This window comes from Clostridium sp. ZBS15 (assembly GCF_023845705.1).
Lineage (GTDB): Bacteria > Bacillota > Clostridia > Clostridiales > Clostridiaceae > Clostridium > Clostridium aquiflavi.
This window is the reverse complement of sequence record NZ_JAMQHY010000031.1, coordinates 1-23,603: the sequence shown is the minus strand read 5'-3', so window position 1 is coordinate 23,603 and position 23,603 is coordinate 1. Positions and strand designations below refer to the sequence as shown.

Genomic DNA, 23,603 nt, shown 5'->3' with positions numbered 1-23,603 from the left:
AAATTATTTAATTGGTCCTTCGCTTTTAGCCTTTACTCCGATATCAGCGAAATCTGTAAATAAACCATCTACATTAACTTCAAATAATAATTTTCTAATGAATTGGTCTGCATCTTTAGCGTATTTTGGTAGATCATCTTTACGCACTGTATATGGATGTATTTCAAGATTATTAGCATGTGAATCTTTTACAAAGTTTGCATTAGCAACTAAAGCACTCTTCTTTTGATTTCCGTTTTCATCTAATATTTGATCTGTACATGGGCCTACGCCATCAGCAAATTTTGCAATTTCTTTTAATCCCTTAGCAGAAAGCATGTATGGAACATCATCGCCTTCATTATCTTCCCAATCTGAATGACCTATTAATTGAACTAATTTACATTTAGGGTTTAATGTTTCTTTAAAACTCTTTAAATAAGTTGGGTCAAAACATTGAATATAACATTTAGCATCTTTTTGGTTGTAACCATATTTATCAAGCATTTTTAAAGTGATAGCTCCAATATCATGTCCATTTTCTTTATAGAATTTAGGGAATTTTAATTCAGGATATATTCCCACATTACGTCCTGTACTCTTGTTAAGTCCTTGTATTAATTGAATTTCTTCTTCTAAAGTAGGTACCTCAAAATGAGAACTTCCTAGAGGAAATCTATCTTTGAAAACAGCATTTCCTGTATCAAGGTCTATACGTTCATGCACAGTAAGGTTTTTAATTTCTTTTAAAGTAAAGTCAACTATATAGTATCTTCCATCAGCACGTTTTCTGTTTGGATAAAGCTCAGCTACATTAGTTGTTGTATCTAGATGCGTGTCATGCATTACTACTGGAACACCATCTTTAGTAATATTAACATCTGCTTCTATATAATCTACTCCCATTGCATATGCTAAAGAATATGCTTCTAAAGTATGTTCTGGTAAGTAACCTGAAGCTCCTCTATGAGCAATTATTATTTTATCAGACTTATTAATACTTTGATTTGCTTCTCTTGAAGCTGAGATTGTTGCTGCATTACAGCTCACTTGTCCACAAACAACAAGACCTACACTTAAAACTAATGCAGTAGCTAAAGCTACTAATTTACGTGTTTTTTTCATTAATACCACTCCTAAACGTTTTCATTTAATTCGTAATAATAAAATTAAAAAAGCGCTATTAATAAAGGCAAAAAATGCATCTTTAAAAATAGCGATCAATAAACTCTCTTACTATAAAATATTATTCAATTATGGTTAATATTGCTACCACAATTGAATGATACTACAGATTTAAATTTCTAGCAAGTATCATTTAAGGATTTTTTTACCACAAATTTAGACATTGAATTTTAGTTTTTATATTAAATAATTTATGGTAATAATAAAATAAACCAGTTATTATGTAAATAATTAGTTAATTTATTATTTTTTAGGATAAAAATACATAATAAATAAACTTAAAAGTAATTATTTTACATACAAAATAATAGACTCTTATTAGCGTTTATAAGTTAAATACTTTACATAAAATATTAAATCTATGTTAAATTTCTAAAATTTTACTCAAACCAGTTTAAAAATTTACCACAAAAGGAATATAATTATTTTGGGGTTAAAATCAGATATAATATTTTTATATTAATCTAGGAGATGAAATAATGTTTAATTTTAATTGTAAAGAAGATAAATTTTACCAGATGTTATTAAAATCAGCTGAAATTGTTAATGAAGCGGCTATTGAATTGAGAAAAAGTTTGGAGTGTTTAGATAAGAGAGAGATACAAGTAAAGAATACATCAGAATTAGAAAACATTGGTGATGAATTAGTTCGCACTTTAATTAAAGAATTAAATGATGCATTTATAACACCTATAGACAGAGAAGATGTATATGAAATCATAAAAGAAATGGATAATATTTTAGATTCCATTAATTCAACAGTTCACAGATTTATAATGTTTGATATAACAGAAAGTACAGAAGAATTAAGAGAAATATGTAATATGTTAGTACAAGCTACTAAAGAACTTGTAGTTTTAATGAGTGAGTTAAAAATACATGGCTGTAAATCTAAAAATATAAATACTAAAATCATGAATATAAGTAAAATTGAAAGTGAAGCAGATAAAATATTTAGAAAAACTGTACAGCAATTATTTAAACATGAGAGAGATCCTATAACAATTATAAAGTGGAAAGAAATCTATCAGATTTTAGAAGACACAGTGGATAATTGTGAAAAAGTAGCTAATATAGTAGAAAGAGTTGTAATTAAAAATGCATAGTTCGTTAATTGTAACAATACTAATAATAATTTTTGCAGTAGCATTTGACTTTATAAATGGTTTCCATGATACAGCTACAGCAGTTGCAACTTCAATAACTACAAGGGCACTTACCCCTAAACAAGCTATTATAATATGTTGTATATTTAATTTTTTCGGTGCCTTTATGGGAACAGCAGTTGCAAAAACAGTTGGCGAGAACATTGTAAGCCATGCATCTATACCACAATGGGTAATAATGTGTGTATTAATTTCGTCTATAATTTGGAATTTACTAACATGGTATTTTGGAATTCCAAGTAGTTCATCTCATGCCTTAATAGGAGCACTTGTAGGAGCGGGAATTGCATATACTAGTACTCTTAATGTTGTTAATTGGTACAACCTTTTTCACAGCGTAATTTTATGGTTATTTCTTTCACCTGTGATAGGATTTATAGTTGGATATATATTAATGATAATATTAAATTTTGTATTAAAGTCTTATACGAGAACTGTTGTGAATAAGATATTTTTAAAATTACAAGTATTAGCTGGCGCATTTATGGCATTCAATCATGGTGGAAATGATGCGCAAAAATCTATGGGAATAATAACTATGGCGTTACTAAGTGGTGGATTAATAAGTACATTTGAAGTGCCTACATGGGTAATTTTTATTTGTGCATTATCAATGGCACTTGGAACTTCTATAGGTGGTAAAAAAATAATAAAAACTATGGGAAGTGGAATGGCAAAATTAACTCCTGTAAATGGATTTGCAGCTCAAACTGGTGCTGCTTGCGTAATATTAACAGCAACATTATTTAATGCACCAGTAAGTACAACACATATAATAACAACAACTATAATGGGGGTTGGAGCATCTAAAAGATTTAAAAATGTAAAATGGGGAGTAGCGAAACAAATAGTTTGGGCATGGTTTTTAACTATTCCAATAACAGCAATATTTTCAGCATTGTTTATATTAATAATTAAATTATTTATATAATAATGAATACATAACATACGCAATAAAAATAATTTTATAGCTATATAATTAAAAGTGCTATCTTTGAAATAAAATGTACTCTATGATTTAAATACATTTTATAATCAAAGAGCGCTTTTTTATTTGTTTTAAAAGTCTTATTTTATTTCAATAGACTATAAGTAAGATGAATATATAAAGTTAAAAAAATATTAAAAAAAATCTTTTATTATAAATGAACCATTTTTAAAGTTAAAGTCTCTTATATATAGATGCATCTAGAGAGGCCTTTAAGGAAGGAGATATAAAAGTGAGTGAAAAAGAACTTGTTCAAAAAATCCAGTCTGGTGATATTAACGCTTTAGGCGAAATATTTGAAATATACAAAAGTCAATCATTAAAATATGCATATTTAATTACAGGTAATAAATTTACTAGTGAAGATATTGTACAAGAAGCATTTATAAAATGTTATTTAAGTGCTAAGAGTCTAAAAAATATAGAACAATTTAAACCATGGTTTTTTAAGATTCTAACAAGAATTGCCTGGAAACATGTAGGTAAAGAGAAAAAAGCTTTGCCTTTTGAAAATATTTTTGAAAAAGCAAATGATGAAAGTATTGATAAATCAATTGATATATATATAAGAGACCAAGAGGCAGAAACACTTCATGCTGAAATTGAGCATTTGGATTTAAAGCAAAAAACAGTGATAATACTTTTTTATTTTAATGGATTAACTGTAAAGGAAATTGCAAAAATTATGGGATGCTTTGAGGGAACGATAAAATCAAGGCTTTATACTGCAAGAAAAAAATTAAAAGAAACCTTATCAAAAGATAAAAAGTGTGAAATATCAAAAGCAAAGGAGTGTGAAGTTTAATGGACAGAAAATTAAATGAAAACATAGATGAAAAAATTATAGATTGTTTAAATAAAAAATCTGATGAAATTTCAGCTCCAGAAAATATGTTTTTTAAAATTAGAGCTGGAATTTTAGAGGAAAAAGATAGGGGAGTGTTATTTAATATGAAAATTAGATTTTTAAAAGCGAAAACCATGATAGTAGTAGGCCTTTTATTTATAGCAACAACTGCAACTTGTGTTGCAGCAACAGGAGGATTACACTGGAATTCAAGCAGTTCTAGAATGAATGAAATTAATAAGTTTCCAACAGAAGATGTAGTTAAAAAAACAGTCGGCTATTGTCCTAAATATGTAGATGAATTTTCAAATGGATTTAAGTTTGAATCATTTAACTTTTCAGATAGTTCATTAGAAAATGATAATGGTGATTCAGTTTTAAAAACTAAAGATGCAAATTTCAGCTATAAAAAAGATGGTGCTAGAAAAGATCAAAGTTTATTTTTGGAAGCAACACCTATTAGTGAAGAATATTTTAATAAAGATTCGGAAGATAAAAAAGATATTACTGAGTACAATGGAATCAAGGTATATTACAACAATTTTAAATATAAAGCTGTACCAGTAGATTACGTAGAATCAGAAGAAGAATCAAAGTTAATTCAAGAGGGAACTTTGCAAATTGGATTTGGAGCTGATGAAATTAGTGAATCTAATACACAATTTGTAAGATGGTATGAAAATGGTATTCAATATAGCATTATGAATATGGGGTATGATGATGTTGATAAAGATCAAATGATTGAAATGTCTAAAACAGTTATAAATAAATAACATTAAAAAAGAGAGAGTAGTTTTTAGATTTAGAATGCATTATATTTCAAATGTATTTTAAAACAAATAACTACTCTTTTTATTATTGCAACAACTATACAAAAATTTAATATTATAGAGTTTAATTAATACTATTAAAGAATTTTATATTAGATAATTATATTGATTTAATGTTATAGTAATCTAAATTTAAAATATTTTTATATGGTAAAATTATATAAAAAGTAGTGAAAAAAATAATTTATATTTTGGGTTAGAGGTTAGATTATGGAAAAAAATCAACTTAAGGAAATTAAAAAGCATGGAACTGTAAATTTTCCATGTGCATTTTACTATACAGGAAGTGATTCGGAAGATTTAATCGTGAAACACCATTGGCATGATCAATTAGAGTTAATTCACATGAAAAAAGGTGAATTTCAAGTAGAAATAGATATGGATAAGCATGTTGTACATGAAGAAGCTATTTGTTTTATCAATAGTGAGGAGCTTCATTTTATCAAATCAAATCACCCGTGCAAAGAAAGTGCTATTGTTTTTGATTTAAAAATGCTTAGTTTTGATATGTTTGATTCTATACAAGGCTCATTAATTCAACCATTATTAAATGGTGAATTAAAGATGCCACATTTTATTTTTAAGAAAGAAAAATATGGAGAAGAAATTTTAAAAGAGTATTATGAGATTTTAGACGCATATAAAATAAGTGGACAAATATCACAAAATCCAGAAGGTAATATTGCAGAAAAATTATCATCACAAATAAAAATAAAAGCATCTTTATTAAAAATTTTAGCAATACTATATGAAAATAATTTGCTTATAAAAGAGAATGATAACAATAAAGATTATAGAGTAGATTATATAAAAACAGCTATTTCTTATATTCAAAATAATTATTCAGAAAAGATACATATAAAAGATTTAGCTAAGCAAATTAATATGAATGAACAATACTTTTGCCGTTTTTTCAAAAGGATGATTGGTAAAACGCCTATGGAATATGTTAATGAATATAGAATAAAGAAGGCTAAAGAACTGTTAAGGGAAACTAATAGGCAAGTCATGGATATATGTCTAGAGTGTGGATTTCACAATATGGGGAATTTCATTAAGGTATTTAAAAGGCATACAGGAATAAATCCAATGAAATACAGAAAAGATTTTGGTAATAAAAAGTCATAAAAACGTAACTTTAAATCATTAATACGTAAGAAAACTCAAATTTAAGATTGTATTATATAATTATAGTAAAACAACGAGAGTCTTATGAGGAGGTGAATTTTAGTGAGAGATTTATATGAATTTAAATATTTAAATCTCTTACTAAATATAATTATGATAAAAAAATGGTGGCATGACAAAGTAGCATATCAAATATATCCTAAAAGTTTTAATGATTCTAATGGAGATGGAATAGGTGATTTAAGAGGAATTATTAATAAACTTGATTATCTAAAAGAATTGGGGGTAGATATAATTTGGATTTCTCCAGTTTATTGTTCTCCAATGGTAGACCAAGGATATGATATTTCTGATTATTATAATATAGATCCTAGATTTGGAACAATGGAAGATATGGATGAATTATTAAAGGAAGCTAAGAAAAGAGATATGCATATATTAATGGATTTAGTTGTTAATCATTGTTCAGATCAACATGAATGGTTTAAAAAAGCAATAGAAGATCCAGAGGGAGAATTTGCTGATTATTTCTATTTTAGAGAAGGTAAAGATGGAAATCCACCTTGTAATTGGCGTTCATATTTTGGTGGAAGTGTATGGGAAAAGATACCTAACAGCAATAAATACTATCTTCATTTATTTGCAAAGGAGCAACCAGATTTAAATTGGGAAAATCCTAAACTAAAAAAGAAATTATATGACATGATTAATTGGTGGCTTGAAAAGGGTTTATCTGGATTTAGAATTGATGCGATTATTAATATAAAGAAGGATTTAAGATTTGAAGATTTCCCATCTGATAGAGAAGATGGACTTTGTAGTATGCACAATATGTTAGATGCAGCTGAAGGTGTTGGGGATATGCTTAAAGAATTAAAAGAAGAAACTTTTGATAAGTTTGATGCTTTTACAGTTGGAGAAGTGTTTAATGAAAAAGAAGGCGAGCTTTATAAATTTATAGGCAAAGATGGTTATTTCTCTTCTATGTTTGATTTTAGTATGAACATACTAGGAGAAAATGAAAAGGGTTGGTATGGTTATAGAGATTTTACTCCAAACGAATTAAGAAAGGCGATTTTTGATAGCCAAATAAAAACAGCTGATATTGGATTTAAAGCAAATATTATTGAAAATCATGATGAGCCAAGAGGGGTAAGCAGATATCTTCCTACTGAAGAGTGTAATGATTATAGTAAAAAGATGTTGGCAGCTATATCACTTATGTTAAGAGGAATTCCTTTTATTTATCAAGGTCAAGAGCTTGGAATGTCAAATAATAAATTTAATTCAATAGAAGAAATTGATGATATTTCAACAATAGGTCAATATAATGTTGCAATTGAACATGGCTATAATAATGAAGAAGCACTAGAAATTGTAAATAAATATAGTAGAGATAATGCTAGAACACCATTCCATTGGAATGATAGCAAGAATGCAGGATTTACAGAAGGAGAGCCTTGGCTTAAAGTTAATGAAAACTATAAATCAATTAATGCAGAATCACAAATTGATGATGAAAATTCAGTGCTTAGTTTTTATAAAAAGCTTATAAAATTAAGAAAATCTGATGAATTTAAAGATGCTATAGTATATGGTAAGTTTAAGCCAGCATTAGAAGAGCATAATAATATTTTTGCTTTTTACAGAGAGAGCTTAGATAAGAAGTTAATGTTAGTAGCTAATTATCAAAGAGATGAACAAGTAATTGAACTATCAAGTTATAAGAACGTATTAATTAATAATTATGAAACAGTAAATGTTGAAGACAAGAAAATAACATTGCAAGGATATCAAGTATTAATTTTAGAAATTTAATAGTAATATAAATAGTAGTAAAACTAAGTTTTTAATTATTTATTTGATTATGCTTTAACAATAACACTTAAGAAAATAATCTTAAATTTTAGAAGGCTATAGGGATAAGAAACATCTCTATAGCTTTTTTTGCTATATAACGATGTATATAATTTTATTTAAAAAATCGGCTCTGTTTTAAATATACACTTCTTAGGCATAGATTACACTACGCCGAAATACAGTTTAAAAATTAAAAATTGAAAATCAATAATAGGAAAAAATTTCCTGGGAAATTTCAATATATATTTTAATTCACTACATCATTTTTAACTAAATAGGATGTATCCATTTTCTATATTAATAAAATCTAATTAATATTAAAATAATATAAATATTAAACAGATTTGTTGGTTTAATAGAATATTGTTTTTAGTACAAATCGTATAATTATGATTCCAAAAAACAAATTTTAATGACAAAATTCTATATAATAAAATATAAAAAGTACTTAAAGTATAAACTGAAATTTAAATATATTATAAAAGTTGCCACAATTCGTGAAGTAAATTGGTATAGAAGAAACTAATGAAACCGACTACAATAATGACATAAGGTAGCTTGAGGAGGGAAAAGTTGATTACACTTAACAAGAGACAGAAGGATATAATTAATTTTTTAGAATCAAAAGATGAATATGTAACAATTGATTGTATTGCTAAGTTTTTTGAAGTTAGTTCTAGAACAATTAGGAATGACTTAGACTCTATTGAAGATTTAATGAAAGAATCAAATATAATTCTCGAAAGAAAGCCAAGAGTAGGAATTAAATTAATTCTTAAAAATGGTCAAAATATTCAAGAAGTAATAAATGAACAAGATTATAAAGTTTATTCTTCTGATGACAGAATAACAGTAATTATATTGAGTTTAATTATAAAAGGTAAAGTGACAATAGAAGAGTTAGCTAAGGATGTTGATGTTAGTAAGAATACATTAGTTCAAGATTTTAAATTAGTAACTGCTAAATTAGAAGAATATAATATACAGGTTTCAAAGAAAACATATTACGGAATAACTATAAATGACAATGAAGAAAAGATAAGAAATGTTTTCTTCAGTATATATAGTAAATTAAGTGATGAGCTGAAACATGATATTAAAAAGAGATTAATGCAAGAAACAAACTTAAAAAATTCTTTTATTAAGGAAAAAATAGAGAAAGTAGAAAAAAACATAGGCACAGTATATTCTGAAGAATCAATAGAAGAATTAGAGATTATAACTTTACTATCAATAAATAGATATAATAATAATTTCAAAATTGATTATTCTGAAAAAGAAAAAAGCAGTTTAATAAGAAGAAGAGAATTTAGTGTTTTAAAAGAAATCTTAAGTTTAGATGATTTAGAAATATGTTATTTATTGAAAATATCTGATGGATCTAGAAGAGCTGTTGGAGGAGAAGTAAATAATATAACACAAGAAATATTAGATGAACTTTGCAAAACTCTTAATATAGACTGTAGTAATGATTTAGAATTTACAAGCCAAATAGCAATGCATTTAAAAGTAGCAATTCATAGAATAAAAAACAATTTAGTTATAGAAAATCCTATGTTAGAAGAAATAAAATACAAGATGTCTTTCATATACCAAATAACTGAAACTATACTATCAAGCAAAGAAGACATCATAGGTGTAAAGTTCCCAGAAGAAGAAATAGCATATATGGCAATGTACTTTGATGCTATATTTGAGAGAAATATAAAATCTAAATTTACATATAAAATTTTACTAGTATGTAATGGAGGACTAGCAACATCAAGTCTTTTAAAAGTAAGAATAGGGGCTATGCTTCCTGAATTAGAAATAAAAAATGTATGTAGATTAAAAGATCTTGATAAAGAACTTGAAAATACAGATATAGACTTTATAGTAAGCACTATTCCAGTTAAAGCGGATAAATACAAGGTTATAAAAGTAAACCCATTATTAGATAATAGCGATGTAGATAAAATTAAAACTGAAATTTACAATAAACGTTATGAAAAAAATTGTGAGTATTTAATAGATTTAGTTAAGAGTGATAATGAAAGTGAAATAATTAAGTTATTACCACAAGATGTTACTCAATTAGATGTAGATATTGATGACTGGAAAGAAGCTATAGAAGTAGCAACAAAACCATTAGTAAATAAAAATAAGATAACTAAAGATTATTCAAAAGAAATTATAAAAGTTGTAGAGAACTTAGGCAATTACATGGTGTTTATACCTAAAGTAGCATTTGTTCATGCTACACCAGATAATGTTTTAGAAAATTCTATGGCATTATTAACTCTTAAATCAGAGATACAATTTGGCAGTAAGAACAAAGTTCCAGTTAAAGCTATGGTTGTATTAGCAAATAAAACTGAGAATATGAATTTAGTAAACTTATTAGAAATAATTACAAAAGACCAGAATATAGAAAAACTTAAAAATGCAGCAAACTATGATGAAATAAAAAGTATAACTTAGGAGAGGTAATATAAATGCTAGTAAAAGTTGTTGATAGAGTAGAGGATTATAAAGAAGCTATAAAGCTTTCTTGCGATATATTAGAAGAAAACGGAATTGTGGAAAAAAGATATTATGATTCTATATTAAAAAAGATAGAAGATCTTGGCCCATATTTTTGTATAGCTGATGGGGTAGCAATGCCGCATGCAAGACCAGAAGATGGAACTTTAAAAGAGGGTGTTAGTGTTGTAAAACTTAACAATCCGGTAGATTTTTTAGGAAAAGAAATAAATGTGTTTTTTACACTTTCTGCAAAGGACAATGACTCACACTTAGATTTATTAAGAAAAATTGCAGAAGTTTGTATGAATAAAGAAAAATTAGATATAATAATAAATTCAAAATGTGAAAAAGAAATCAAGGAGGTACTTTAATTATGAAAAAGATTATGGCAGTTTGTGGATCAGGTTTAGGATCAAGTTTTATGGTGGAAATGAACATTACGGATGTATTAAGAGAATTAGGCGTAGATGATCAATATGAAGCAAGTCACACATCTTTAGCTGACGTAACAGCATCAGACGCAGATATATTTGTAACAGGAATAGATTTAGCAGATAGTGCAAGTCACTTACCAGAACTTATAGTTTTAGACTCTTTATTAGATAGAGATGAATTAAAGAGAAAGATTCAAGAAAAAATAGGTCTTTAAAACAAGTAAAGTGGTAATTTAAATTACCACTTTACCAAAAAATAAATATGTAAATTATTAAGCTTAGGAGGAATTATAATGGGTGGTATTTTAAAGGTTGCAGTAGACTTTTTATCAGAACCAGCAGTATTAATAGGTATTATAGTTTTAGTTGGATTAGTACTTCAAAAGAAACCAGCTGATGCAATAGTAAAAGCTACATTAAAAGCAATGGTTGGATTTGTAGTTATAGCATCAGCAGCAGGCGTAATCGTTGGATCATTACAACCATTTGGAGTTATGTTTGAAGCTGGATTTAATATATCAGGGGTTATACCTAACAATGAAGCTGTAGTAGCAATGGCTATGGACAAGTTTGGAACAAACACAGCTTTAATTATGACTTTTGGTATGATAGCTAATATAATAATAGCAAGATTTACAAAGTACAAATACATATTTTTAACAGGTCATCATACATTATTTATGGCATGTATGATAGCCGTTATATTAGGATCAGCTGGAATGAGTGGAGCTCACTTAATCTTCACAGGTTCATTAGCATTAGGTCTTATAATGATCTTATCACCAGCTATATTACAACCGTTCATGAAGAAAATTACAGGAAATGATTCTGTTGCACTAGGTCACTTCTCAGGAATTGGTTATGCAGTATCAGCTATAATCGGTAAATTAGTAGGAAAAGGTTCAAAATCAACAGAAGAAATGAAAGTTCCTAAATCTCTAAGTTTCTTAAGAGATTCAGTAGTTTCAATTTCGCTTACAATGTTAGTATTGTATGTTGGGGTTGCTATAGCAGCAGGTCCAGAATTTGTAGAAACAGAGTTGTCAGGTGGAAAGAATTTTATAGTTTATTCAATGATTCAAGCATTAACTTTCGCAGCTGGATTTATATTAATCCAAAATGGTGTTAGATTAGTACTTAATGAAATAGTTCCTGCATTTAAAGGAATTTCAACTAAGTTAGTTCCTAATTCAAAACCAGCATTAGATTGTCCTATAGTATTCCCATATGCACAAAATGCTGTATTATTAGGATTTATCTTCTCATTCTTAGGTGGAGTAGTATCAATGTTAGTATTAGGAGCATTAGGATTAGTAATCATAATCCCAGGTGTTGTTCCTCACTTCTTTACAGGAGCTACTGCAGCAGTATTTGGTAATGCAACAGGTGGTAGAAGAGGTGCTATGATAGGTTCATTTGTAAATGGAGTTATGATTTCATTCTTACCAGTAGCATTATTACCTGTACTAGGAAACTTAGGTTTTGCTAACTCAACATTCTCAGATGGTGACTTTGGAATAGTTGGTATATTCCTTGGTAAAGTTCAAGAGTTTGTTGGAGGAGTAGGATTAACTGCAACATTACTTGGAATAGTTGCTATAATGATAGGCTTAACAATGGTAAGCAAGAAAAAAGAAGCATAAAAAAAGAATAAATATATAATAAAAAAATGAGGAATTTAATTCCTCATTTTTTCAAATATAAAATTGGAGGTAACAATCTATGAATAAGCAACATTTAGAAAATATATCAAAAGAATTAAGAAAAGATATTATTGAAATGATTTATGAATCAGGTTCAGGACATCCAGGTGGATCTTTATCAATAATAGATATAGTTACATATTTATATTTTGAAAAGATGAACATAGATCCTAAAAATCCTAAATTAGAAGGTAGAGATAGATTTATTTTAAGTAAAGGTCATGCTGCACCAGCACAATATTCAGCTCTAGCTAAAAGAGGATTCTTTGAAAGAGAAGAATTAAAGAATTTAAGAAAATTAGGATCATTTTTACAAGGACATCCTGATGCAAAGAAATGTCCAGGCGTTGAAATTTCTACAGGATCTTTAGGACAAGGATTTTCAAATAGTTGTGGATTAGCTTTAGCATCTAAAATGGATAATAAAAGTGAAAAGATTTATGTTGTCTTAGGCGATGGAGAGATACAAGAAGGAATCGTTTGGGAAACAGCTATGGCAGCTGCTAAATTTAAATTAGATAATTTAGTTGCCATTGTTGATAAAAATGGAATACAACTAGATGGAAGAACATCAGAAATAATGGATGTAGATCCACTAGGCGATAGATGGAAAAGTTTTGGATGGAATGTTATAGAATGTGATGGACATAATTTTGATGAAATAGATGAAGCATTTAATAAAGCAGGACAAGTTGAAGGAAAACCTACAGTAATAATAGCTCATACAATCAAGGGAAAAGGTATATCTTTTATGGAAGACAATGTTGCATGGCATGGTATGGCTCCATCAAAAGAACAAAAAGAACAAGCTGTAATTGAATTAAGTAAATAGTAGGAGGAGAAAGCACATGAAAAGAGCAACTAGAGAATCATATGGAGCAACTTTAGCTCAATTAGGAAATGAAAATAAAAATATAGTAGTATTAGATGCGGATCTTTCAAAAGCTACTAAATCAGAAATTTTTGCAAAAGCACATCCAGATAGATTTATTAATGTTGGTATAGCTGAACAAAACATGATTGGAATGGCAGCAGGTCTTGCCAGTGGTGGAAAAATACCTTTTGCTACTACTTTTGCAGTTTTTGCAGCAGGTAGAGCATTTGAAGTAATAAGAAATTCAGTGTGTTATCCAAATGTTAATGTTAAAATAGCTGCAACTCATGCAGGAATAACAGTAGGTCCAGATGGTGGATCGCATCAAGCAATAGAAGATATTGCACTTATGGCATCATTACCTAACATGGTAGTTTTATCACCAGCTGATGATATTGAAGCTTGCAAATGTATTAAAGCAGCTGCTGAAATTAAATCACCTGTTTATATAAGATTAGGAAGAATTGCATTAGATGATATATATACAGAAGATTATGATTTTGAGATAGGAAAAGGAAGTACTTTAGTTGAAGGAAATGATGTAACAATAGTTGCAACTGGAATAATGGTTCATAAGGCATTAAAAGCTGCTGAAGAACTTAAAGCAGAAGGTATAAATGCTAGAGTTATAAATATTGCAACTATTAAACCAATAGATGAAGAAATAATAATAAAAGCAGCTAAAGAAACAAAGGGAATTGTAACAGTTGAAGAACATTCAATAATTGGTGGGTTAGGTGATAGAGTAGCAAGTGTAGTTTGCGATAACCATCCGACTATGGTTAAGAAAATAGGGGTTAATGATGTATTCGGAGAATCTGGAGATCCAGATGGATTATTAGAAAAGTATGGATTAACTATTGAAAACATTAAGAAAGTTTCTAAAGAGTTAGTAAAATAAAGTTTTATAATTTGTTGATATTATAGTATAGAGTTTAATTTATAAATTTTTAAAATAGTTTCCAACATAAGCTTATTTTTATACTGCAATATCATAATTTAAATTAGCCATATTAGTTTATAAAATTTATATATTTAAAGTAAGGATGTATCAATATTTTGTTTTGATATGTCCTTATTTTTTGTATATAGAATTTTATATTATAGGGATGATTATAGGTATGTCATAATTAAATAAAAATTTTATAGATATAAATATATTTAAATATTGCTCGATATCTTAAAGTAGAGGTAAATGTTTAAATATATTTATATTTTTTATTATTATTTTGAATATATATAATCAAAATACAATATTTGGACAATATGTACAAATATTGATATAATTTAATATAGAATACTTAGATTGTTTATTTTTGTAAATTTTGGTTATTGAAAGGGTATAGAATTATGACAATTATAGATATTTTGGAAAAAAAATATTCAAGTAATCCATCAGTTATAAGATCATTAGAAATTATTAAAGATAACTTTATAAACCTGGTTAACGATAATTATGAATTAGTTTTAGATGTAAAAGGACAATTAAAAGTAAGAATTCCTAGTCTACAAAATAGAAATGAATACGAATATAATGACATAAGTGATTATGAATATCCATTAGTAATGTGTATGAGAATTTCAGAGATAAAAAATAAAGATATATACAAACATATAATATCTCAATTTATTGAGTTATATAAAGATAAACTAGATGTGTTTTTTAAGGATGTATCTACAGTAGACAAATTAGTAAGTAAGATAAAGGATACTAAAAAAATTATAAACTTTATTACATATATATCAATATTTGTAGTAATCTTTTCATCAATATCTTTATGCATATTCTTAAATTTATCTAGTACAATGAGATATGTAATAATAATAGCAATTATAGGATTCTTTTTAACTATGATAACTGTGCAATTCACTAAAGAAGAACGAGTAAAAAGAATAGTGGATGGGTATATAAGTGTAATAAAGACAGATTGGTATCAAAAAGAACTAAATAAGCAACATGCTTTTTTCTGTCATCTTATAGAATAAATAGGCTATGTTTTAGCAGGGGGTTGTGAGATATAGATAAGTCCAACTTCAATGTAAAATAATCTATTGTAAATATTAACACATATTTTAAAATAGGGTCAATAAATAAAAAAGAGCTATTTTCAAATTTTAAATAATAATTTTGAAATTAGCTCTTTTTTATATTTCTTTTTTAATATGGGTTTTATAAAATGAAAATTTAAGTACACTAAAATAGCAAAAATTTTTTCTACTATAGCTGAGATTAAAACAATTGATATTTTAAGAAAAAGAAAATAATATTTAAATATTGATATTCTTATTATTGGAATTAAAGCAAAATAAGTATAATATATGTATAAATAAGAAATTTTCAAAGAAGGGTAAATAGGAGATACAATGAGAAACGTTACTTTAAAAGATGTAATAATAATAATGCAAAGGGCATTTAATGCAATGGACAAAAGATTGTTAGACCATGGAGAAAAAGTATCATATATATTATTGAAGCTATTGCAAGCTGATGGAAGTTATACTGATGATGAGGTTTTAAAATTATGCACAGTAGCAATATTTCATGATATAGGGGCATACAAAGTTTCAGAAAGAAATAAACTTATAGAAATAGATTCAATAGCGCCAATAAATCATGCTATATATGGTTCATTATTTATTAAATATTTTTCACCTGTATCTGAGATGCATAAAGTGGTACTAGGTCATCACTTTACAGACACAGAGATTAAAGAAAAAAATATTAAAGATATGCCAAATGAAGCTCTATTAATGGGATTGGCAGATTATATTTCATTACTTCATTTAAAGCATAATAAAATAAATAAATCATTAATTATAAATAGAACAAAAGCATATAAAAAAGAAAATATAGATTTATATTTAAAAGCTTTAGAAACAACAGATTTTAATAAAAAGCTTGCGGATAACACATATAAAGATGAGTTAATTGAATTTTTTGATAAGAAATATATTAGTAGAGAAGAAATCATAAATTATATAAAGATGTTAACATATGCAATAGATTTTAGAAGTGAGATAACAGTAAAACATACTATAGTGGTACAAGCTATGAGCTATGAAGTAGCGAAATTGATGAATTTTGATGATGACTTGTGTATAAAAATTAAAATTTCAGCTATGATTCATGATATAGGAAAGATAGCTACTCCTATAAATATTTTGGAGAAGCCAGGAAAACTTACAGATGAAGAATTTGAAATCATGAAAGATCATGCTATTATTGGATACAAAATATTAAGTAATTTGGATATAGATGATATTAGAGATATAGCTATGGCTCATCATGAGAAATTAGATGGAACAGGATATCCATTTGGTTTAAAAGGTGAAGAAATATCAAGAGAAGCTAGAATAGTAGCAATTGCAGATATTTTTAGTGCACTAATGGCTGTTAGAAGTTATAAAGATGAATTTAGCAAAGACAGAATAGTTGAAATACTTAAAAATATGGCAAATAGTAATAAAGTAGATTACAACATAGTTCAATTAATTGTAGAAAATTATGATTATATAGTTGAAAGAGTAAAACAAGAAACTGATGATTTAATAAAAATATATGAAGATATAAAAAATGAATATGTTGATTTGTTAAACAAGTTATTATAAAGGAATGTTAAAAAATAGAATAAAATAAAAGTTTATTACCAATAATTAAAATAAAATTAAAATTTATGTATATAGAAAGAAAAGAAGCTAAAAATAATTCTAACAAACAAATATAAAAATTGGAGGTTAGAATTATGATAAAACAAGTTTATAGTTTTGATTTTAAAAAAGAAATAGAAGATGGGACCACAGTAGTGAACTTTTATTCAAATTTAGGAAGTCCTTCTAAGTTAGTTGCGCCTGTATTTAATGAGGTGAAAGATGAAGTAGCTGATAAAGCAAAATTTTTGAAAGTAAATGTAGACGAAAGTAGAGATTTGGTAAACAAATATGATATTCCTTCAATTCAATCTATTATGATATTTAAAAATGGTAAAGAAGTAAGCAAATTAAATGGATTTTTACCTAAGGATGTATTAAAACAAAATATAGAAGCTAATTTGTAAAAAACAGCTTCTTATTATATTAATATAATAAGAAGCTTAAATTTTTGTATAAAAAATTATAAAATTTTTTAAGGCTGAATAAATTTAATTTTAAATAGTATATGATAGAGCTACATTATTTATATGTGTTGACATAAAATTTATATAATTATAATATTATTTTAATAGATTTAATTTGTTAAAATTTAATTTTGATATTTTAATTTGAAATTTATATATATTAAGAATAGGAGAATTTTATGAGTAAATATGATTGCATTAAATTAGAAAATCAAGTTTGTTTTTCTTTATATGCAGCTTCTAGAGAAATAATTAAATTATATAAGCCAGTTTTAGATAAATTTAATCTTACATATACTCAATATGTTGCAATGCTTGTTTTGTGGGAAGATGAGAAAATTACAGTAAAAGGCATTGGTAAAAGATTGCATTTGGATTCTGGCACATTAACACCGTTATTAAAAAAATTAGAATTTATGGGATTGGTTAATAGATATAGAGATAAAAATGATGATAGAGTAGTTATTGTTGAATTAACTGATAAAGGAAGACAGTTAAAAGAGGAGATAGTTACTGTTCCTAATGAGATGTGCTGTAAAATAAATATATCTCAAGAACAAGCTAAATCTTTAAAAGAAAACTTAGATAATTTATTAAATAGTATTAAATAGTGTAATAGGGGATATTTCTAAAAATAGAATTTATTTTGGAAATATCTTTTTTTGTACAGGAAATTATAGAGATGGACAGACTTTAGAGTAAGTAATATCAATAGGTTTCAAGAAAAGTATAGAGTAGATACTTTATTTCTTATCTTTCAAAAATGTAATTTAAATGAAAGATATATAGATATGTGATTTTAACTACATTGTTTATAATACTGTCTATAAGAATGTTTGGAGTGATGTAATTGAGTACGATATTAAAAATGGATAAGATTGAAAAATATTATGGAAATAAGGATAACATAACAAAGGCAGTAGATAATATAAGTTTTAATGTAGAAAAAGGTGAATTCATAGGTATAATGGGACCATCAGGTAGTGGAAAGACAACATTATTAAATTTAATTTCTACAATAGATAATGTAACAACAGGAAGTATAACAATAAACAATAAAGATATTACTAGATTAAAACTTAAATCTTTAGAAGATTTTAGAAGAGATGAATTAGGTTTTGTATTTCAAGACTTTAATTTATTAGATACTTTAACAGCATATGAGAATATAGCATTAGCATTAACTATTCAAAATAAAAGAAAAAGATCAATAGATTCATTAATAAAAAATGTAGCAAAAGAATTAGGAATAGAAGAGATATTAAATAAATATCCATACCAAATATCTGGAGGACAAAAACAAAGAGTTGCGTGTGCAAGAGCAATAGTTAAAAATCCTTCATTAATATTAGCCGATGAACCAACAGGAGCATTAGATTCTAAATCTTCAAGAATGCTTTTAGAGTCATTTGAAAAGTTAAATAGTAATTTAGAGGCAACTATACTTATGGTTACTCATGATGCATTTACAGCTAGTTATGCACATAGAATTTTATTTATTAAAGATGGAAGAATATTTAATGAGTTAATTAGAGGTACCGATACAAGAAAAGAATTTTTTAATAGAATAATTGAAGTTGTAACTCTTTTAGGGGGTGACTCTAGCGATGTTTTTTAAAATTTCTAAAAACAATGTAAAAAGAAGCTTTAAGGATTATGCAATATATTTTTTAACACTTACTTTTGGTGTATGTATATTTTATAGTTTTAATTCTATAGAATCACAAAAGATGATATTTTCTCTTAATGGTAGCCAAAGTGAGATTATGACATTAATAAATAATTTTATTTCTGGAATTTCAGTTTTTATTTCTTTTGTATTATGTGGATTAATTTTATATGCAAATAATTTTTTAATAAAAAAGAGGAAAAAAGAATTTGCAATATATATGACTTTAGGAATGAAAAAATCTGAAATATCTAAGATTTTAGTTTTTGAAACATTTATTATTGGATTGATTTCTTTAATTATTGGATTATTTATAGGTGTTATCTTATCACAGGGATTATCAGTATTTACCGCCAAGATGTTTGAAGTACCTATGATAGATTATAAATTTATAATCTCAGGATCAGCAATATTAAAAACTATATTGTATTTTAGCATTATATTTATATTTGCAATGATATTTAATGTAACTATTATTTCTAAATATAAATTAATAGATATGATTAATTCACCTAAAAAGAGTGAAAATATTAAAATAAGAAATAATAAATTTAATATAATATTGTTTATATTATCAATAATTATACTAGTGTTAGCTTATTACTGTATTAATAAAAGTGGATTAAATATTAATGATATTAGATTCAAGTTAGCTATATTATTAGGTGTTATTGGAACTTTTATGTTTTATTTTGGATTAGCAGGATTTATTTTATATATAGTAAACTCAAATAAAAATATATATTTTAAAAATTTAAATATATTTGTAAGCAGACAAATATATAGCAAAGTAAATACTAATTTTATATCTATGAGCTTAATATGTTTAATGTTATTTTTTACGGTAACAATATTATCTACAGGGATTAGTCTTAAGAACACAATGGAAAAAAGCTTAGAAGCATCAACTCCCTTTGATGTATCTGGATATATGTTTTTACAAGATGATAACAAAATTGAAAATATGAAAGACGCACTAAATGAAATTAACTTTAACTTTAATGAAGGTGAAAATATAGAATTTTATAATGAATATAGAGTTGAATTTAATATCAATAATTTATTACAGGATGTAGATGATTCTACTAAAAAATTATTACAAGATGGACCAAATGAAATAAGTTTAGTGAAAATTTCTGATTACAATAATATATTAAAATTAAAAAATAAAGAATGTGTAAGCTTAAAAGATAATGAAGTAATAATAACTTCTAATTTTAATGATTTAGAAAAATCATTAAATAAGTTTGTAAAAGAAAAAAATAAAATAAGTTTAAATAATAAGGATTATAAAATATATAATGAAAAAATTTTCAAAGAAGCTTTGAGTAGTTCAACTTTATTAGGAAATATATTTACAATAATAGTTCCTGATAATGTTTTAGAGAATATTAAACCTAGTGTAGCATATTTTAATGTAAACTATCCTAAAGATAATAAAGAATATTTTGAAGAAAAATATCATAAGTTTTTCAAAATGTTTACTGATTCTAATAAATCAGTTGGAGAAGATAGTATATTTATTTTAGGAGATACTAAGACTGATATATATGCAACAAATAGAGGAGAATCTACTTTAATAATATATGTAGGAATATATATAGGAATTGTATTTTTAATATCTAGTGCTGCAATTTTAGCATTACAACAATTATCTGAAATAAGTGAAAGTTTAGAAAGGTATAAATCACTTAAGAGAATTGGAGTTCCTAAAAAAATGATAAATAAAACTATACTTGTTCAAGTATTTATATATTTTATGATTCCGCTAGTTTTAGCATTAATACATTCAGTAGTAGGAATACATGTTGTTAATGATTATATAAAGTTTTATGGTAAATCTGATATAGGTATAGCATCTATTTCTACAGTAGCATTAATACTAGTTATATATGGTGGATATTTTTATACAACTGTTGTTGCATATAAAAATACGATAAACAACGCAAAATAAATTAAAACAAGTAACTACTTTAGATAATAAAATTTTATTTAAGGTAGTTATTTTTATAGAGATAGTACGATATTAAACTTGAGAACAAAAAAATATATCAAAAAAGGAGAAGTATCATGTATAAGATAATGATAGTCGAGGATGATGTTACTATAAGAGATGAATTAAAAAATCTTCTTAATAGATATGGATATGAAGTTGGTATTACAGATGATTTTTCTAATGTAGTGAATCATATAGAGCAAAATAATTATGATTTAATTTTACTTGATGTAAACTTACCATTATTTGATGGATATCATATATGTAGAGAAATAAGAAAAAATTTAGATATACCTATAATTATAGTTACAAGCAGAAATAGTGAAATAGATGAACTTATGAGTATGAATTTAGGTGCAGATGATTTTATAACTAAACCATATAATACACAAATACTATTAGCTAGAATATCATCAATTTTAAAGAGAACTTATAAAAAGAATGATTCATCTGAAATTTTAAAGTATAAGGATTTAACTTTGGACTTGTCTAATGGAAGTATTAGTTATAATAATGAATATTGTGAACTTACAAAAAATGAATTAAAAATTCTAGCTTATTTAATAAAAAATCAAAAAAGTATAGTTTCTAGAGATATACTAATGGAAGCACTATGGAATTCGGATATTTTTGTAGATGATAATACGCTTTCTGTAAATGTAACAAGATTAAGAAAAAAGCTTGAGGATATAGGAATAAAAAATGCGATAGAAACTAGAAGAGGATTAGGATATATAATGCCATGAGTATATTAGAATATTTAAAAGATAGATTACTTTATTTAATAATAAACTTTATATTATTTATAAGTATAATTAGTGTAATGATAATTTTAAAAACACCACTAGTATTAATTTTTATAACATTTTTAATATGGTTTTTACCAATAGGAATATATTTTGTTATAGAAGTTTTTAAATATAAGAAATTTTATGATAATTTAAATGGTGTGATTGAAAAGCTAGATAGAAAATATTTATTGTCAGAACTTATTGAAGAGCCAAATTTTATTGAAGGACGACTTCTTTATAATATATTAAAAGAAACAAATAGAGATATGAATGAGGAAATAAAGAAATATAAAAATGCTCAAATAGACTATAGAGAATATATAGAAACTTGGGTACATGAAATAAAAACACCTATAGCATCATCTATGTTAGTTATAGATAATAACTTAAATGAAACTACCAATAAAATAAAATATCAAATTAAGAGAGTAGAGGAATTTGTAGAGCAAGTATTATATTATTCAAAGATAGGTGAAGTAAGCAAGGATTACATAGTTAAAGAATTTAATATAAAAAAGGTAATTAATAAGGTTATAAAAAATAATTCTAGAGATTTTATAACTAAAAAGATATCCCTAGAAATAAATGATTTAGAAGAGAATGTATATAGTGATGAAAAATGGATCTATTTTATACTTAATCAGATAATAGGAAATTCATTAAAGTACTCTAAAAACAATAATGCACAGATAAAAATTTATTCTTTAAAAAATAATCATAATGTAACCTTAGTTGTTGAAGATAATGGTGTTGGAATAAATGATCAAGATATAGATAAGGTTTTTGAAAAAGGTTTTACTGGAGAAAACGGAAGAATATATGGAAAGTCTACAGGCATGGGACTTTATATTTGTAAAAAGCTTTCAGAAAAACTAGGGATATCTATAAATATTAATTCTTTAAAAGACCAAGGAACTAAAGTAAACATCATTTTCCCAATAGGAAAGTTAACTTATATATAAATTAAACATTGTGCTGGTGTTTAATTTGAATTAAAAAGAAGAACTGATAGATTGTGTGTTTCACAAGTAGGTTTTATAAGTACAATATAAAATACTAAAAATATATATTTAACAGGGGGAACACATTAGATGTGCTTATAATTAAAGCTTATTAATGGAATAAATATACAATTAATAGCTCTGTTTAAGTATTTAATATAGTAATTTCAATAGAAAGACTCAGTAAAGTAGTAGTATACAATAATAACTTATCCACGTGTGTCAATATTAGGATAAATTAATTAAAAAGAGAAATAAAGAGTATATTAAATATAATTTATAAATATGAATTGATTTGTTATAAATATATATTATGGATGATGTTAAGATAAAACACGTCGCTGAGAGATGCGGCAAACAAGTTAAAAAGAAGTTAAGAAATTAGATTTCAACTGATTAAAAAACTTGTTGACAGAAAAGAAATTAAATGTTATAATAATTAAGTCGCTTAAGGGTGACACGATAAAACAAAAGTTGACAAGAAAGTCAACAATGAAAATTTGGTCTTTGAGAATTGAACAGAAATCAAGAA

General features: G+C 25.8%; 21 protein-coding genes. 20 read left to right on the top strand and 1 reads right to left on the bottom strand.

Going from position 1 to position 23,603, the window contains the following annotated elements:
• Nucleotides 1–3: 3 nt before the first annotated feature.
• Entirely contained in the window at nucleotides 4–1,104 is a 1,101-nt protein-coding gene (gene glpQ / locus NG904_RS09080; RefSeq protein ID WP_252216441.1) for a glycerophosphodiester phosphodiesterase, read from the bottom strand.
• A gap of 539 nt (nucleotides 1,105–1,643) precedes the next feature.
• Between glpQ and NG904_RS09075 the strand changes: the two genes are divergently transcribed.
• The 20 genes from NG904_RS09075 (at nucleotide 1,644) to NG904_RS08980 (ending at nucleotide 23,032) form a co-directional block, all read left to right on the top strand.
• The gene (locus NG904_RS09075) at nucleotides 1,644–2,270 is read left to right on the top strand and encodes a DUF47 domain-containing protein (RefSeq protein ID WP_061280548.1); all 627 of its coding nucleotides are present in this window, start codon (nucleotides 1,644–1,646) and stop codon (nucleotides 2,268–2,270) included.
• Nucleotides 2,263–3,261 carry an inorganic phosphate transporter gene (locus tag NG904_RS09070; RefSeq protein WP_252216443.1) on the top strand — a complete coding sequence of 333 codons (999 nt, stop codon included), beginning with the start codon at nucleotides 2,263–2,265 and terminating at the stop codon, nucleotides 3,259–3,261. The genes NG904_RS09075 and NG904_RS09070 overlap by 8 nt, the downstream gene beginning before the upstream one ends.
• Before the next feature lie 289 nt (nucleotides 3,262–3,550).
• On the top strand, nucleotides 3,551–4,123 hold the full coding sequence (locus NG904_RS09065) for an RNA polymerase sigma factor (RefSeq protein WP_252216445.1): 573 nt from the start codon (nucleotides 3,551–3,553) through the stop codon (nucleotides 4,121–4,123).
• A complete protein-coding gene (locus NG904_RS09060; protein ID WP_252216448.1) occupies nucleotides 4,123–4,938 on the top strand; it encodes a hypothetical protein in 816 nt (271 codons plus the stop codon). The genes NG904_RS09065 and NG904_RS09060 overlap by 1 nt, the downstream gene beginning before the upstream one ends.
• Nucleotides 4,939–5,205: 267 nt before the next feature.
• Complete coding sequence (locus NG904_RS09055; protein WP_252216451.1) at nucleotides 5,206–6,123, top strand: helix-turn-helix domain-containing protein; 918 nt, start codon at nucleotides 5,206–5,208, stop codon at nucleotides 6,121–6,123.
• Nucleotides 6,124–6,276: 153 nt separating this feature from the next.
• The gene (locus NG904_RS09050; RefSeq protein ID WP_252225737.1) at nucleotides 6,277–7,941 is read left to right on the top strand and encodes an alpha-glucosidase; all 1,665 of its coding nucleotides are present in this window, start codon (nucleotides 6,277–6,279) and stop codon (nucleotides 7,939–7,941) included.
• A gap of 615 nt (nucleotides 7,942–8,556) precedes the next feature.
• Complete coding sequence (locus NG904_RS09045; protein ID WP_252231224.1) at nucleotides 8,557–10,443, top strand: BglG family transcription antiterminator; 1,887 nt, start codon at nucleotides 8,557–8,559, stop codon at nucleotides 10,441–10,443.
• Nucleotides 10,444–10,457: 14 nt separating this feature from the next.
• Entirely contained in the window at nucleotides 10,458–10,859 is a 402-nt protein-coding gene (locus NG904_RS09040) for a PTS sugar transporter subunit IIA (RefSeq protein WP_252216458.1), read from the top strand.
• Between the two features lie 2 nt (nucleotides 10,860–10,861).
• Complete coding sequence (locus NG904_RS09035) at nucleotides 10,862–11,137, top strand: PTS sugar transporter subunit IIB (RefSeq protein WP_053341758.1); 276 nt, start codon at nucleotides 10,862–10,864, stop codon at nucleotides 11,135–11,137.
• Between the two features lie 78 nt (nucleotides 11,138–11,215).
• A complete protein-coding gene (gene ulaA, locus NG904_RS09030) occupies nucleotides 11,216–12,565 on the top strand; it encodes a PTS ascorbate transporter subunit IIC (RefSeq protein ID WP_252216460.1) in 1,350 nt (449 codons plus the stop codon).
• A 79-nt stretch (nucleotides 12,566–12,644) separates the two neighbouring features.
• Nucleotides 12,645–13,457: a transketolase gene (locus NG904_RS09025; protein ID WP_252231221.1), complete on the top strand. Its 813-nt coding sequence runs from the start codon at nucleotides 12,645–12,647 to the stop codon at nucleotides 13,455–13,457.
• Between the two features lie 16 nt (nucleotides 13,458–13,473).
• Entirely contained in the window at nucleotides 13,474–14,400 is a 927-nt protein-coding gene (locus tag NG904_RS09020) for a transketolase family protein (RefSeq protein ID WP_252216464.1), read from the top strand.
• A 449-nt stretch (nucleotides 14,401–14,849) separates the two neighbouring features.
• Nucleotides 14,850–15,485 (top strand): hypothetical protein, encoded by a 636-nt coding sequence (locus NG904_RS09015; RefSeq protein WP_252216473.1) that lies wholly within the window; start codon nucleotides 14,850–14,852, stop codon nucleotides 15,483–15,485.
• Between the two features lie 378 nt (nucleotides 15,486–15,863).
• A complete protein-coding gene (locus NG904_RS09010) occupies nucleotides 15,864–17,108 on the top strand; it encodes an HD-GYP domain-containing protein (protein ID WP_252231219.1) in 1,245 nt (414 codons plus the stop codon).
• A gap of 134 nt (nucleotides 17,109–17,242) precedes the next feature.
• Complete coding sequence (locus tag NG904_RS09005; RefSeq protein ID WP_252216479.1) at nucleotides 17,243–17,554, top strand: thioredoxin domain-containing protein; 312 nt, start codon at nucleotides 17,243–17,245, stop codon at nucleotides 17,552–17,554.
• A 239-nt stretch (nucleotides 17,555–17,793) separates the two neighbouring features.
• Nucleotides 17,794–18,225, top strand: a complete 432-nt coding sequence (locus tag NG904_RS09000) for a MarR family winged helix-turn-helix transcriptional regulator (RefSeq protein ID WP_252216483.1) — start codon at nucleotides 17,794–17,796, stop codon at nucleotides 18,223–18,225.
• Between the two features lie 257 nt (nucleotides 18,226–18,482).
• Nucleotides 18,483–19,232, top strand: coding sequence for an ABC transporter ATP-binding protein (locus NG904_RS08995; protein WP_434062235.1), 750 nt, complete (start codon nucleotides 18,483–18,485; stop codon nucleotides 19,230–19,232).
• On the top strand, nucleotides 19,222–21,237 hold the full coding sequence (locus NG904_RS08990; RefSeq protein ID WP_252231217.1) for an FtsX-like permease family protein: 2,016 nt from the start codon (nucleotides 19,222–19,224) through the stop codon (nucleotides 21,235–21,237). The genes NG904_RS08995 and NG904_RS08990 overlap by 11 nt, the downstream gene beginning before the upstream one ends.
• 116 nt (nucleotides 21,238–21,353) lie before the next feature.
• Nucleotides 21,354–22,025, top strand: a complete 672-nt coding sequence (locus NG904_RS08985; protein WP_252231215.1) for a response regulator transcription factor — start codon at nucleotides 21,354–21,356, stop codon at nucleotides 22,023–22,025.
• Complete coding sequence (locus NG904_RS08980; protein ID WP_252216494.1) at nucleotides 22,022–23,032, top strand: sensor histidine kinase; 1,011 nt, start codon at nucleotides 22,022–22,024, stop codon at nucleotides 23,030–23,032. Before NG904_RS08985 ends, NG904_RS08980 begins: the two co-directional genes overlap by 4 nt.
• The last annotated feature ends 571 nt before the right edge of the window (nucleotides 23,033–23,603 follow it).

Bases quoted from the DNA above. Each gene is read 5' to 3' on its own strand.
- glpQ (WP_252216441.1), bottom strand. From the start codon at position 1,104: ATGAAAAAAACACGTAAATTAGTAGCTTTAGCTACTGCATTAGTTTTA.
- NG904_RS09075 (WP_061280548.1), top strand. From the start codon at position 1,644: ATGTTTAATTTTAATTGTAAAGAAGATAAATTTTACCAGATGTTATTA.
- NG904_RS09070 (WP_252216443.1), top strand. From the start codon at position 2,263: ATGCATAGTTCGTTAATTGTAACAATACTAATAATAATTTTTGCAGTA.
- NG904_RS09060 (WP_252216448.1), top strand. From the start codon at position 4,123: ATGGACAGAAAATTAAATGAAAACATAGATGAAAAAATTATAGATTGT.
- NG904_RS09055 (WP_252216451.1), top strand. From the start codon at position 5,206: ATGGAAAAAAATCAACTTAAGGAAATTAAAAAGCATGGAACTGTAAAT.
- NG904_RS09050 (WP_252225737.1), top strand. From the start codon at position 6,277: ATGATAAAAAAATGGTGGCATGACAAAGTAGCATATCAAATATATCCT.
- NG904_RS09040 (WP_252216458.1), top strand. From the start codon at position 10,458: ATGCTAGTAAAAGTTGTTGATAGAGTAGAGGATTATAAAGAAGCTATA.
- NG904_RS09035 (WP_053341758.1), top strand. From the start codon at position 10,862: ATGAAAAAGATTATGGCAGTTTGTGGATCAGGTTTAGGATCAAGTTTT.
- ulaA (WP_252216460.1), top strand. From the start codon at position 11,216: ATGGGTGGTATTTTAAAGGTTGCAGTAGACTTTTTATCAGAACCAGCA.
- NG904_RS09025 (WP_252231221.1), top strand. From the start codon at position 12,645: ATGAATAAGCAACATTTAGAAAATATATCAAAAGAATTAAGAAAAGAT.
- NG904_RS09020 (WP_252216464.1), top strand. From the start codon at position 13,474: ATGAAAAGAGCAACTAGAGAATCATATGGAGCAACTTTAGCTCAATTA.
- NG904_RS09015 (WP_252216473.1), top strand. From the start codon at position 14,850: ATGACAATTATAGATATTTTGGAAAAAAAATATTCAAGTAATCCATCA.
- NG904_RS09010 (WP_252231219.1), top strand. From the start codon at position 15,864: ATGAGAAACGTTACTTTAAAAGATGTAATAATAATAATGCAAAGGGCA.
- NG904_RS09005 (WP_252216479.1), top strand. From the start codon at position 17,243: ATGATAAAACAAGTTTATAGTTTTGATTTTAAAAAAGAAATAGAAGAT.
- NG904_RS09000 (WP_252216483.1), top strand. From the start codon at position 17,794: ATGAGTAAATATGATTGCATTAAATTAGAAAATCAAGTTTGTTTTTCT.
- NG904_RS08995 (WP_434062235.1), top strand. From the start codon at position 18,483: ATGGATAAGATTGAAAAATATTATGGAAATAAGGATAACATAACAAAG.
- NG904_RS08990 (WP_252231217.1), top strand. From the start codon at position 19,222: ATGTTTTTTAAAATTTCTAAAAACAATGTAAAAAGAAGCTTTAAGGAT.
- NG904_RS08985 (WP_252231215.1), top strand. From the start codon at position 21,354: ATGTATAAGATAATGATAGTCGAGGATGATGTTACTATAAGAGATGAA.
- NG904_RS08980 (WP_252216494.1), top strand. From the start codon at position 22,022: ATGAGTATATTAGAATATTTAAAAGATAGATTACTTTATTTAATAATA.